Raw genomic sequence first — 12,767 nt, forward strand, 5'->3', positions numbered from 1 at the left:
ATTTATGCTGATTGATCCGTATTCATTAATTCTTATTGTAGGCTTGGCGTCTCTTGCCATTGCAGCATCATGATTTCCTTTTCCTACTTAAAACCTAATTTCAAATCGCACCTGCTCAATTATTTCTTTGTTGTTATTTTCTTTTGTGTTGGTTTTTTTCCCGTTTCTTTATTTGCTGCTGATTATTATTGGAAAACTGGTTATACAACTCAAGGAATTCCAAGTGGCTCTTATATTAATTCATCACCTGTTGCGGGTTGCTATGCGTTAGTTGCTGATAAGGGTTGGACAGAAGCTAGTCCAAATAAAAGTTCAGATCGTTATAATTGTTCATCCAGAATGGCGCCTAATGCTCAGGGTTATACTCAATTTATTAGATATGGTAACGGGTGTCCTGAGGATACTGTTTATAATTCTGATACTTTGGTATGTGATGCTCCGGCTGAGCCAGAACATTGTACAGATTTAACGGGTACTACTGCTCAAGTTGCTTCTGCTAATTTATCAATGTGTGTTTCTGGTTGTCGTGCTACTACGTCCGGTTCTTCTATTACAGTTCAGTTAACTGGTGGAGATACTGCACCTAATACTTATACCTATAACGGTGAGGAATGTAATACCAATCCTTTAGTACCTTGGCAGACTAAATACGGTGATCTTTTTAATGGTACTGATCATGCTTTGCCTGCTCCTACTCAGGCTGAAAAAGACGAAGGAGATATGCAGACGTGTTATACGGCTGATGGTAAATATCTAGGCCAGGTCTCTGCTTCGGTCAATTGTCCGACATATCAACAGGCTTGTTACGATAATGATACGGGTGCTAAAACGTCGGTGATTGGTCAGGGTCAGTCTTGCCCTAATAATTCCAGTTCGTTGGCGGCGGCTTCTCGGGATACGATTAAAAAATGGGTTGAAAATAAAATCCTTAATCCTGATGGTTCTATTACTGAAAATAAAACGACCAGAACAACTGAGACGGGTGTTGATGGATCTACACATACCACTACTACCAGTACAACAGGTGGTACTAATGCTGATGGTTCGCCTAAAACTGAGACTACCACAACGACTATTGCAGTAGGCGGTGGCGGTGGCGGAGCTGATGAAGAAAAATCTAAAACATCGGTTGATTTGAAGTGTAAAACTCCTCCGGTTTGTGTCGGTGATGCGGTTGATTGTGCTTCATTAGAATTAAATTGGTTAGAGTTTTGTAAAGCCCAGGGCGCTGAATTTGGTGGATTAGATCAATGCGTTGAGCCTCCTACCTGTACGGGAGATCCGTGGCAATGCACCTTGATTATTCAGGATTGGAAGTCGTCGTGTAATCTTTCACCTGATGCATTAAATAGCGCTCTTGATGCTCCCGATACTGCTTATGATGATATTCGTACCTTAGTCGGTGATAACACTGATTCTGATGGTTCTTTATCTAATATTACGGAAGAGATTAATGTTGAGCAGGCTTTAGGCTTAGGTTCAATTCTGGCTGATAACGGGCGTTCGGGTTCTTGTCCTCCTAATGTTGGTTTAGGCATGTCTATGGCTGCTATTTTCAAATTCGATTCGATTTGTCAAATGATGGAAGCATTGCGGCCACTGGTATTATTCTCGGCGGCTTTCATGTGCATGATGATGATTTATCGTGGATTAGTGGAGAATATGTAAATGATGTGGGGAACGATTTTAACATTTATATTTTCAATTGCGGGCCCGTTGGTTTTTACCATTATTCGCATAATTGGTGTATCTGCGGTTACGTTTTTGGGGATGAATTTAGCGGTGGGTTTTGCGGTTGATTATATGCTTGATAATTATAATGGCCTGCCTTCTCAGCTTCTCGGTTTAATGGATTTATGCGGCGCTAATTCGGGTTTGGTTATGATTGGCGCCACTATGTCCTCTGTTGCAACATTCAAAGCGGTTAACCGTTTAAATTCAGTGTGGCGTGCTCCAGGCTCAGGCCCTAAACCGTGGAACGCATAGGAGGATAGAATATGTTTTTCTTATTTACGGGTCAGCCAGGCTCTAAAAAAACAGCCAACATGATCCACTTCGTTATGACGGATCCGCAGTTTAAAAATCGTCCGGTGTATTTTTATAATATCACTGAGTGCATTGTTCCTGGTTGGGAAGAACTGACAAAAGAACAGGTGTTAAATTGGCCTAATGAATTACCAGAAGGGGCGGTGTTGCTGATCGATGAAGCTCAGGAAATTTGGCGTCCTGCTGCCTGGGATAAAACTCCGCCTGAGCATGTAACCGGATTGGAAAAACATCGTCATCGTGGTCTGGATATACTCGCGACTACTCAACATCCCATGCTTATTCATACAGCTGTCAGAAGGCAGGTTCAACAACATAGGCATATTTCAGCGGCGTATGGTTTACGTTCAAAAGCTATGATCTGGGAAAAATGTGTTAATGATCCTGATGAGCATTTTACGAAACAAGATGCGGCCAGTGAGTCAGCCAACGTTCCTAAATCAGTTTTTCAGCTTTATAAATCTACGGCACTAAATACCCATAAAGTGCGTGTTCCGAAAAAACTCTACTTTGTTGGGTTTATTGTGGCGGCGGTTTTGATTGGCGGGATTAATTTTGTGTATGACATGTCGACCAGGGCTAATGATAAACAATCGGTTGCCGGTGGGTTGTCCGGTGTGGTGTCTACTATGGCGGGCGGTATTACTCAGGCTGCTCCTTCTCAAAATAAATCTTATGCGCCGATTTACCCTGTTGATCCGATCAAATATTTATCTATGTATAAACCTAGGATTGAAGGGCTTCCAGCCACTGCTCCTATCTATGATGAATTACAAAAGCCGGTAGTGGCTCCGCGTGTATTGTGTGTGCGTATTCATTTGAAAGAGGGTGCGAGTTGTAAATGCCTTACCCAGCAGGCCACTAGGGTAAATGTCCCTCTTGGTCGATGTGATTCATTAATTGATGATGGCATGTTTGATAATACTCGCACGCAAACAGTCTCCTATGATCGACGTGGTGATTCAGACAATAAAATAACTCAAGGTCAAAGGAGTGATTTATGATTATTGCCCCAATGCTCGCCCTTTTTCTGTTTACCTCTTTGCCGGTTGTCCAGGCTGAGACGGACTATGCTCCTGATTCGGAATGTCTGTACCTGGTGAAACAGTTAGAAGATATAAAAGATGCTCGTGCTATTGGTGGCTCTTCTCATTATTTCAGAATGTTAGCTGTTGAAAATAAGCGGCTCTATGATTTATTTAATATTTTGAATTGTTCATTTACATCTAAATTATTACAGAATCGGGGGTGATTTATGGATGATATACAGCATGTGGTTGAAACGTTATTAACGATTAATACCGTTCAAACGGGGATCTTTGTCGCCCTGGCTATTGGTGTGTCGAATGTTTTATTAGGTTCTATTACCAGTTATCGACTTGATCGCAACGATACTATTAAGGCGTTAAAAGCTGAGAATAAAAAGCTGTCTGATTTATTGTTTTCTACTTCTACTCCTTATGAAGAACACTCTTAATGGTCTTTTCTGATATGCGCGCGCCCCTGTGTGCATGGATGAGCGGAGCCCACAGGACAGGGGCGCAGATCACGACCCCTGTAACACGTGAAATATAACCCTTTAGATATACCCGTTGTATGTGTTTAGGCAGTTAGATAAACCATTAACCTTTATTTTCGTATGGTGAGATATGAAAAACCACGCTACTAGAGTTAATTCATTTGATTTTTCAGAGTCAAATACAGGTGATATTTTTATTGGTCAGGATTTCCAATCAGATCTATCAGATATCAATGTAATCATGTCTTCTGTTGATACGGTTAGGCAGTTATATCGTTGTACCCTTGATCATAATTGGTTATCTGACTTCGAGAATAGAATCCTCGTACATAGATCAACGGTTCAAAAGGTTCAATTGAACGGTTTTGATTTTATTCTCGGCTCTGGTGGTGCTTCTCGCTTTCAATATCGGTTACAGAACAATGAATTAGGAATGATTGTCTTTGTTAAGTCAGGATCGGTCAAAGGTGAATTTGAAGGGACTCATATTAAGATTGAATGTTCTCCAGGGCTGCTATTACGTTACAAGGTTGATGTTGTGCAAGCATGGATGGATGGTGTCGTTTCTGAATTAACTCAAGGTGAAATCTTTTACCAGGGCGTAGCAATACATTTGGCAGTTGATGTGCAGGGTTGGGACGTTCCTAAAGACTTTATGCAACGTTTACATTGTAGATCGTCTAAACGTGTTTCTTACGATGGTATAGAGACAGCTGAATATACGTTAGCGGGTGTTTCAGCTACGTATGGTGATAATGAGACTATGACGTTTGGTTCTGTTAGTGCTGTTCAATTCTCTAACTATGACAAGACTAAGCAAATGGTTGTTATGGATAAATCAGACTTCTTTAAGTCTGCTTGGTCTGGTGAATTTGCTACCCCTCTGTGTTTCTCTGAATATGACCCTGATAAGCCTGTAAGACGTTTAGAGATGCGTTTTCATCATAGTGTTATCAATCAGTTTCATGAGGGATTACTCAAGCTAGATGGTGAGAAGGGTGGTTCTATGAAGTCATATAAGGATGTATATCATCACCTCGGGGCTTTATGGCGCTATGCAATGAATCAATTCAAGCTGATGTACAACGAAGAATGGTTCGATCCTACCTGGACTATGTTTACTCAGGATGCCAATTTTAGCCAGGCACATGATGATGCTAAATATAAGCGTGTTTACAAAGAACCAGGACGAGATAACTCGCGGAATATAGGCATGATGTTAGGGAATATGATTTCCATCTATGCCAGGAACAAAACTAAAGCTCATGTAGCTATAAAAGCACTGGTTAAGATGCCTTTATGGGATGAAATCTGTGGTTATCTCTCAGATAAGGGAATGTCCTTCGACATGTTTTACCGGTGGTTCTCAGATGCCTTACTTGAAAGGCGTATGCGTTCAAAATGGGGTTAGTATTTGGCGTTGCTAACTTCTCATGCTTACGATCCTAAGCGTTACGTTATTCAATGTGCTTTTTTTACGTCATCCCGATAACGTAAATTCATGGGTGTTTATTCGAGTAGGAATTTATGATTAAACAAAAACCTAATGGAAAGTGGTTAGTTGATATTGAACCGGTCAAAGGTAAACGGTTTAGAAAGACGTTTGATACCAAGGCTGACTGTAAACGTTACGAAACACTTATCCTGTCAAAATTCACAACTAACAATGAATGGGTAAATCCTAATTCTGATAAACGTTCGTTGGTTGATATCGTCGATCTCTGGCACCAGCTGCATGGCCATACCCTTAAAGATGGGTTTCGTCGATTCAATGCCTTGATCAGATTGAGCAATGATTTAGGTAATCCAGTTGCGTCCAGGTTAACGTCTTCTATGTTCCTCATGTACAGAAAGCAAAGAATCAACCAGGGACTGAAACCAAAAACACTGAATAACGAGCTGATCTATATCAGAGCTGTGTTTAATGAACTGATAGCTCTACAACAATTGAACTATGTGAATCCTCTGGAGAAAGTGAAACCTTTGAAAGTACCTGAAAGGGAACTTACCTGGTTAAACAAGGATGAGATTAATGAATTGTTCGCAGCTGTAAGTCAGAGAACTGGTTATAACCTGAACCCTCATTTGTTTTTACTAATCGAAATTTGTCTTTCAACAGGTGCCAGGTGGTCTGAAGCTGAAGGTTTGAATGCTTCATTAGTAAAAAACAACCAGGTAACTTTTGTAGATACAAAGAATGGTAAAGCTAGAACTGTTCCGATCTCAGAAGATCTGGCAAATAGACTGTATAAACACTGGATTGAGTTCGGCCCGTTTACTAGTGCTATCGGTTCCTTTCGACGAGTCCTAGATAAAACTGGAATGACTCTCCCAGAAGGTCAGGCAACACATGTATTACGACATAGCTTTGCTAGTCACTTTGTAATGAATGGTGGGAATATTGTCACGTTACAAAGAATTCTTGGTCACTCTTCAGTCAAGACAACCATGCGTTATGCTCACCTGTGCCCTGACTTTTTAAACGATGCTATTAAGTACAATCCGATGAGTGAAGTCAGAAATATGGAATAGGGTTTGCTACGGCTGTATTTTTGCTCTATAAACTAACCCGTGTGAAATCCTATAAGGACGTAGGGGGACTGACAATTATTATGAAGATGTATTCTTCATAAATAATAGGGCGTCATATGTTCTAAACCAACGGAGAGGTTTATAAATTGCAATTTATTATTATGTTAATTACGTTCATTGGTATTGTTCTATTTCTTGTGTACCCAGTAAAGTTCTCAGCTGAGGCATTAGGAGCGGACAACACTGGATTTGGAAGATGTTTTTTTGCCGTTATTGCTTCAGTATTTATTAGTACCTTTACTGAAAGCATTGGTATCTCTGCTTTAATTCAATTAGTTATCACGTTAGCTGGTACTGCGGTTGTTTTTTCATTTCTGTTAGGCGCAAAGCTCGTTCAGGGTTTTATTATAGCACTACTTTCGACACTGATTCAATTTGGCTTAACCTTTGCTTTGATTGGTTTGGGGAGCATGTTTGGGCTGCTTAAATCATAAAAAACTTACTATCGCTTTAGGTGGCTGTTATGCACATATAAAAGCGAGTTTCAGAGCTAAAAAAGCATAACTATTCACTTAGCGGTTTCGACACTTTTTCGACACATGCAGCAAATCTTAAACGCCAGACATGAAAAAGGCCTGTAAAAACAGGCCCTTATCACTTGTGCTTTGGTGGAGGTGGCGGGTTTCGAACCCGCGTCCGCCAATCCGCTGCCTTAAGGTCTACATGCGTAGACACCTCTATTCAATTAACCCAGCACGGCCCGAGGGTCAGGGCGTTTAGGGCGAGCCTTTTTAGTTTTAACCGTTCAGCTTAAGGCGAAGCGTCCAGGCGATTCTGTCTCAAATGACACCACAAACCTCATAGTTACAGACACCTTTGAGTGTGGCGCTAGCGGCCCTTTAGGCTGCTAGAGCGTAGTTATCGTCGTTAGCAACTATAACTGTGCAGTAATTGATTTACGTGATTCACTACACTCACGGCATGCACTCAAGGTTTTGTAATCGGCGTCGAAGCCATGTCACCCCCAAGTCCGGTGATTATAACGGTACGGCTGGTGTAAATGAAAGAAGTTTCGGCCTTGATTAGCGCGTAGCCATGATTCTTTGCTTCTGACGGTCCCAGTCGCGATTTTTCTCGGTTTGGCGTTTGTCATGCTGCTGTTTACCTTTCACCAGTGCTATTTCACACTTTACGCGTCCGGTTTTCCAATATAAGGACAATGCAACACAGGTATATCCTTTTGCCTCAGTTTCTACCGATAGCTTATCTATCTGGCGGCGATGCAATAGAAGTTTCCGGTCACGTCTGGGTTCGGTGACATGGTGTGTCGATGCTTGCAGCAAAGGCGTGATATTTACGCCAACCAGCCACGCTTCACCGTCTTTCAACACGACATAGGAATCAACCAATTGAGCGCGTCCTTCGCGGAGACTTTTTATTTCCCAACCGGCGAACACAACGCCAGCTTCAAACTTCTCTTCGACATGATATTCATATCGAGCTCGTTTGTTCTGACAGATGGTGCTGCTCGTGTTTTTTGCTTTCTTTTGTTTAGCCATAGCTCGGGATTATAGCGATGCTGATGGTTGGTAGGAAGCTACTCAGGCTTTATTTGTTGATTATTTATTATTTAATGAATGAGTTTTTAAAATCGGTTCTACTAAAGTTGTCAAGACTGCAAAGAAAGGGAACAATACGTCTCCTTTTAGTCTGTTTTTTATTGAAACTGCTTAGTATAGAGAGACGTATGCAAGAGAAATTATCAATTCATGGTGCCTGGTCTAGCCGTTGGGTATTCATTATGGCGGCGACTGGGTCGGCTGTCGGTTTGGGTAATATCTGGAAGTTTCCTTATATCACGGGGGAAAACGGTGGCGGGGCGTTTGTCCTGGTTTATCTGATATGTATTCTCCTGGTAGGTATTCCTATCATGGTGTCCGAAGTGTTGATTGGCCGTCGCGGTCGGCAAAGCCCTATTAATTCAATGAAGGATCTTGCGGTTGAGTCGGGCCTGAGTCGCAAATGGTCTCTGGCAGGTTGGATGGGCGCTATCGCGGGTGTGATGATTTTTTCATTTTATTCGATTGTAGCGGGTTGGGTTCTCTATTATGTGGCGGGGATGGCTAATGGAGAATTCATTGATATTGGCAGTGAGATGGCCGGTAAAAAGTTTGAGGCGTTATTAGCTGACGCGCAAACCTTGTTAATCTGGCACACCGTGTTTGTTTTGATGGTGATGATTGTTGTTGCCGGTGGTGTTAATAAAGGGCTAGAGCGGGCCACTCGCATCATGATGCCTGCGTTGTTTGTGTTGTTATTTGTCCTGTTGGGATACTCCATGACATCCGGTGCTTTTGGCCAGGGTTTCGATTTCCTATTTCATTTTGATCCTTCTGAGTTGACGTGGAATTCAGTTCTGGTTGCGTTAGGCCATTCTTTCTTTACGTTGTCGTTAGGTATGGGGTCGATCATGGCGTATGGCTCTTATATGCCTAAGAAGTCCAGTATTGGCGGTACGGTCGTGATGATTGCGCTATTGGATACATTGGTTGCACTCGTTGCTGGTTTGGCAATTTTTCCTATCGTATTTGCCAATCAGCTAGACCCTGGTGCGGGTCCTGGGTTGATGTTTATCACGTTACCTGTTGCGTTTGGTCAGATGCCGGGCGGACAAATCTTTGGTTTCTTGTTCTTCGTGCTGATTGCTGTGGCCGCATGGACATCTGCGATCTCTCTGATGGAGCCTGCTGTTGCCTGGATGGTTGAAAAATTTGGTATTAAGCGCCTTCCTGCCTGTACTGCACTCGGCTTTTTAGTATGGGCGCTGGGTATTGCTTGTCTTGGATCATTTAATTTTATGTCTGACCTTAAAATAGGCAGTATGACTTTCTTTGATCTAATGGACTTTGCGACTGCAAACGTCATGTTGCCGTTGGGTGGTTTGTTTATCGCTATCTTTGCGGGTTGGAAGATCAAGCAGTCTGTTCTGAAGGATGAGCTGTCTATGCAGAATCATTTTTGGTTTTCGGCTTGGTATGTCGCTATCCGTTTTATCGCGCCGGTTGCAGTTGCAGCAATTTTCGCTCTTAATTTGTACAATAAGTTCACCGTGTAGAGTGGAAAAATAAAAGAGTGGGAAGATAAAGATGACGCAAGTTAATCGCAGCGCGCTGGTTCTTCATAGCGCTCAGCAGATGTTTGATATTGTTAATGATGTGAAGGCATATCCGGAATTTTTGCCGTGGTGTGCCCGAACTGAACTTTTATATGAAGATGAGCAAAAGATGGAGGCGACTCTGCATCTTGCTAAAGCGGGCTTGAAATACAGTTTTACTACGCGTAATCATTTGTTGAAGCCGAATCGGATTACACTTGATCTGGTGGAGGGCCCATTTTCTCAATTGTCCGGACTATGGATTTTTGAAGCGTTGAACGAAGAGGCGTGCAAGGTGAGTTTGAGTTTGAACTTTGAGTTTGCCGGTAAATTGAGAAGTATGGCGATGAGTAAGGTATTTAATCAGGTGGCCACCACGCTGGTCGATGCTTTTGTTCAGCGTGCGGATAAATTACATGGGTAATGTAATGATTAATGTTGAAGTGGCATATGCGCTGCCCACAGAGCAAAAAATTATTGCGCTTAAAGTTAACGAGGGAACGACGGTATACGAAGCGGCTAAATTATCGGGTATTACGAAAATTTACCCTCAGATAGATATAGAAACGGACGCTATGGGTATTTTTGGTAAAGCCGTCAAAGATCCCAAAACCGCCCTGTTAAATGAAGGGCAGCGGGTAGAGATTTACCGCCCGTTAATTGCCGACCCTAAAGAGGCGAGAGCAAAACGAGCGGAAAAAATTAAAGCCCAGCAAGCAGCTCAGCAGTAAGTGCAGCAGGCGTTATTGCACTTCTGTATTGGCTGAAGGTCTGTAATCACCAGAAAAGCGCGTTAATTGACCATCAGTAAAGAACAAAGACAGATGTTCCTGTGTTCTGGTGTCTCCGCCTTTTTTGAAGGTGTAGATGTAATCCCAGCGTTCTCCATTAAAGGTATCCACAACCAGAGGTGTTCCCATCACGTAGCGGACTTGGCTGCCGCTCATGCCAGGCTTGAGTTGGTCTACCATTTCCTGCGTAATGACGTTACCTTGAGGAATATCAATTTTGTATACACCCGGAAATTCGGAGCAACCCGACAGTACGGTAACAGCGATAATGCTAATTAGAAACTTTCGCATCTGTAAATGACTTCCACTTTTGCATATAAATAAAGATAATAGAGTCTAACATTCAGTTGTTGGAATCAATAGAGTAATGATCATGTCCCTCGAAAATCAAGAATTAAGGAAGGCAGGCCTTAAAGTTACTTTGCCGCGCGTTAAGATTTACCAAATTCTCGAGAAAGCGGGTGAGGGTGATCATTTTAGTGCTGAAGATATTTATAAATTACTCATGAGCATCGGCGAAGATGTGGGTTTAGCCACGGTTTACCGTGTGTTGACACAGTTTGAAGCGGCTGGTTTGGTGACGCGTCATCATTTTGAAGGTGGTCATTCAGTTTTTGAATTGGCGAGTGAGCAGCAGCATGACCATATCGTTTGTGTGAAATGTGGGAAAGTGCGGGAGTTCGTAGACCCTCAAATAATTGAGCGGCAGTATGAAATAGCTAAAAAACTGGGTTTTACCATTACTGATCGTACTTTATATCTTTATGGTGTATGCGCCGATGGTTGCAAAGAAGAGTAATTCCCCTCGTCTGGTAAATAACCTTGTGTAAAAAAGCCGGCTCGGATGTTGTTGTCTCTGGTCGGCTTTTTTATGATTAATTTACTTATAATTAATTATAGCCCAGCATCTCTTTGGCGTGATCGATAGAGCGCTGAGTCACATCGATACCCCCTAGCATACGTGCAATTTCCTGGATGCGATCTTCTTGTGACAGGGTATTAATGTGGGTATGCGTATGTTCTTTATCCGCACGTTTACTGACAAATAGATGCTGATTTCCTTGTGAAGCGACTTGTGGTTGGTGCGTGACACACATAATTTGCGCACGCTCTCCTAATTGGCGCAGCATACGTCCGACTACTTCCGCAATCGCACCGCCAATACCTACGTCAACTTCATCAAATATCAGGGTTGGCGTAGTCGAGCATTGGGCTGTAATGACCTGGATTGCCAGACTGATGCGGGAAAGTTCACCGCCGGAGGCGATTTTGGCTAATGGACGTGCTAATTGGCCTTTGTTGGTAGAAATCAAAAACTCGACATCTTCAAGCCCGCTGGCCTGAGGTTTGTCGTTTATTGTTAGCGTGGCGATAAAGCACGCAGACGTCATGCCCAGTAAATGCAGCTGTTCATTAATTTGCTTATTGATCTGAATCGCGGCCTTGGTGCGAGCCTTGCCGAGTTTTGCCGCCGCCTTCATGTACTCAGTGCGTAGACTATCCACTTCTTTGCTAAGCTGTTCCAATGCATCATCTGAGTGCTGTAATGAATCGAGTTCTTGTTGCAGTTGTTGATGGAAGGCGGGCAGTGTTTCTGGTGCAACCCGGTGTTTACGGGCAATGTCATAGATGCTGGTTAGTCGCTCTTCGGTGTTGATTAAGCGCTCGGGGTTGATTTCAACCCGATCCAAATAGTGTCGCAGCTCTTGGCTCGCTTCTTCTATCTGAATTTGGGCGCTGTTCAATAATTCTGAAATTTGATCAATAACAGGCGTCTGATTTTTTAATTCTGCCAGCAAATGCAGGGAATTAGTTAAGATCTGGCTACAGTTTTCCTGCTCTCCTTCCGTTGTCAGGGTAAGCACCAGCTGGCCATTTTGCAGTATGTCGCCTGCCTGGCTGAGTGTTTTTTGTTCCTCCTCTAAGGTGCTTAACTCACCGCTAAGCATGCCTAGCTGGTCAAGTTCGCTCATCTGATAGCTGAGTAATTGAACTTTGGCTTGATGCTCATCTCCTTGGTTCAGAAGTAATTCAAGATGTTTTTGTTTTTTCTGCCAGTGCTGATACAAGCTTTTGATTTGCTGGGCTTGGGTTGTTTGGTTAGCGAACTGGTCGAGTAGCTCCCGATGGTGCTCTTTTTTTAACAGGCGCTGATGCTCATGCTGGCCGTGAATGGCAATCAGGTACTCTCCGAATTCTTTGAGTGCATTCAATGGGCAGGGTTGGCCATTAATATAGCTACGGGATCGCCCTTCACGCGTAATGACACGCCTGATAATACATTCGTTATCCTGATCAAGATCCTGCTCTTTTAACCACTGCTTTGCGTCGTGGAGCGCTTCAATATTAAAACTGGCAATGATTTCAGCTCGTTCAGCCCCGTGCCTTACGCTGCCGCTGTCGGCTCTGTAGCCCAGGGTTAAGCCTAATGCATCAAGCATTATCGATTTGCCTGCCCCCGTTTCTCCGCTGACAACCGTCATGCCTGATTTTAGTTCCAGATCGAGAGATTCGACAATGGCGTAATTTCGAATGGTTAATTGCATCAGCATTACCAGGGCTCCATACATGTGTTTTTATACAGTAGTTATTTATAGGTTATTTTTGTTTCAGGTGCAATCTTGTCAATCATATACTTGTAAAAAAAAGCGGGTTTCAGGGTTGAATTATCGAGGATTGACCGCATAAAAGACGGCATCCTAGTTTTATGAATATTTACTGCCTG

15 protein-coding genes and 1 other RNA gene are annotated in these 12,767 nt (G+C 42.8%); 12 read left to right on the forward strand and 4 right to left on the reverse strand.

Features of this window, described 5'->3' with window-relative positions; translation table 11 throughout:
- Nucleotides 1-69: 69 nt before the first annotated feature.
- From Nant_RS16950 to Nant_RS16985, 8 genes are all read left to right on the forward strand, one after another.
- Nucleotides 70-1,668, forward strand: coding sequence for a virulence factor TspB C-terminal domain-related protein (locus Nant_RS16950; RefSeq protein ID WP_054342821.1), 1,599 nt, complete (start codon nt 70-72; stop codon nt 1,666-1,668).
- Complete coding sequence (locus Nant_RS16955; protein ID WP_054342822.1) at nt 1,669-1,986, forward strand: DUF2523 family protein; 318 nt, start codon at nt 1,669-1,671, stop codon at nt 1,984-1,986.
- Between the two features lie 11 nt (nt 1,987-1,997).
- On the forward strand, nt 1,998-3,050 hold the full coding sequence (locus Nant_RS16960; RefSeq protein WP_054342823.1) for a zonular occludens toxin domain-containing protein: 1,053 nt from the start codon (nt 1,998-2,000) through the stop codon (nt 3,048-3,050).
- Nucleotides 3,047-3,298: a hypothetical protein gene (locus Nant_RS16965; RefSeq protein WP_054342824.1), complete on the forward strand. Its 252-nt coding sequence runs from the start codon at nt 3,047-3,049 to the stop codon at nt 3,296-3,298. The genes Nant_RS16960 and Nant_RS16965 overlap by 4 nt, the downstream gene beginning before the upstream one ends.
- 3 nt (nt 3,299-3,301) lie before the next feature.
- Nucleotides 3,302-3,523 (forward strand): hypothetical protein, encoded by a 222-nt coding sequence (locus Nant_RS16970; RefSeq protein ID WP_054342825.1) that lies wholly within the window; start codon nt 3,302-3,304, stop codon nt 3,521-3,523.
- Between the two features lie 172 nt (nt 3,524-3,695).
- Nucleotides 3,696-4,976: a hypothetical protein gene (locus Nant_RS16975; RefSeq protein WP_054342826.1), complete on the forward strand. Its 1,281-nt coding sequence runs from the start codon at nt 3,696-3,698 to the stop codon at nt 4,974-4,976.
- A 116-nt stretch (nt 4,977-5,092) separates the two neighbouring features.
- Nucleotides 5,093-6,097 carry a phage integrase gene (locus Nant_RS16980; protein WP_054342827.1) on the forward strand — a complete coding sequence of 335 codons (1,005 nt, stop codon included), beginning with the start codon at nt 5,093-5,095 and terminating at the stop codon, nt 6,095-6,097.
- A 146-nt stretch (nt 6,098-6,243) separates the two neighbouring features.
- Nucleotides 6,244-6,591, forward strand: coding sequence for a hypothetical protein (locus Nant_RS16985; RefSeq protein WP_143773476.1), 348 nt, complete (start codon nt 6,244-6,246; stop codon nt 6,589-6,591).
- Between the two features lie 172 nt (nt 6,592-6,763).
- On the opposite strand, the gene ssrA is transcribed toward Nant_RS16985, so the two are convergent.
- Nucleotides 6,764-7,123, reverse strand: a transfer-messenger RNA (tmRNA) gene (gene ssrA / locus Nant_RS21140).
- A 56-nt stretch (nt 7,124-7,179) separates the two neighbouring features.
- Nucleotides 7,180-7,656: an SsrA-binding protein SmpB gene (gene smpB, locus Nant_RS16990; RefSeq protein ID WP_054342829.1), complete on the reverse strand. Its 477-nt coding sequence runs from the start codon at nt 7,654-7,656 to the stop codon at nt 7,180-7,182.
- 188 nt (nt 7,657-7,844) lie between these two features.
- Between smpB and Nant_RS16995 the strand changes: the two genes are divergently transcribed.
- From Nant_RS16995 to Nant_RS17005, 3 genes are read left to right on the forward strand one after another with little or no spacing between them, the layout of a single operon-like run.
- The gene (locus Nant_RS16995; protein WP_054342830.1) at nt 7,845-9,212 is read left to right on the forward strand and encodes a sodium-dependent transporter; all 1,368 of its coding nucleotides are present in this window, start codon (nt 7,845-7,847) and stop codon (nt 9,210-9,212) included.
- A gap of 31 nt (nt 9,213-9,243) precedes the next feature.
- The gene (locus Nant_RS17000) at nt 9,244-9,675 is read left to right on the forward strand and encodes a type II toxin-antitoxin system RatA family toxin (protein WP_054342831.1); all 432 of its coding nucleotides are present in this window, start codon (nt 9,244-9,246) and stop codon (nt 9,673-9,675) included.
- A complete protein-coding gene (locus Nant_RS17005; protein WP_054342832.1) occupies nt 9,668-9,982 on the forward strand; it encodes an RnfH family protein in 315 nt (104 codons plus the stop codon). Before Nant_RS17000 ends, Nant_RS17005 begins: the two co-directional genes overlap by 8 nt.
- 12 nt (nt 9,983-9,994) lie before the next feature.
- Here Nant_RS17005 and Nant_RS17010 read toward each other — a convergent pair whose 3' ends face one another.
- Nucleotides 9,995-10,333 (reverse strand): outer membrane protein assembly factor BamE, encoded by a 339-nt coding sequence (locus Nant_RS17010; protein WP_054342833.1) that lies wholly within the window; start codon nt 10,331-10,333, stop codon nt 9,995-9,997.
- A gap of 82 nt (nt 10,334-10,415) precedes the next feature.
- On the opposite strand from Nant_RS17010, the gene fur reads away from it, so the two are divergent.
- Nucleotides 10,416-10,841, forward strand: a complete 426-nt coding sequence (fur, locus tag Nant_RS17015; RefSeq protein ID WP_054342834.1) for a ferric iron uptake transcriptional regulator — start codon at nt 10,416-10,418, stop codon at nt 10,839-10,841.
- A gap of 91 nt (nt 10,842-10,932) precedes the next feature.
- On the opposite strand, the gene recN is transcribed toward fur, so the two are convergent.
- Nucleotides 10,933-12,594 (reverse strand): DNA repair protein RecN, encoded by a 1,662-nt coding sequence (gene recN / locus Nant_RS17020; RefSeq protein WP_054342835.1) that lies wholly within the window; start codon nt 12,592-12,594, stop codon nt 10,933-10,935.
- Nucleotides 12,595-12,767 lie beyond the last annotated feature (173 nt).

Source organism: Neptunomonas antarctica (assembly GCF_001305295.1).
Taxonomy (GTDB): domain Bacteria; phylum Pseudomonadota; class Gammaproteobacteria; order Pseudomonadales; family Balneatricaceae; genus Neptunomonas; species Neptunomonas antarctica.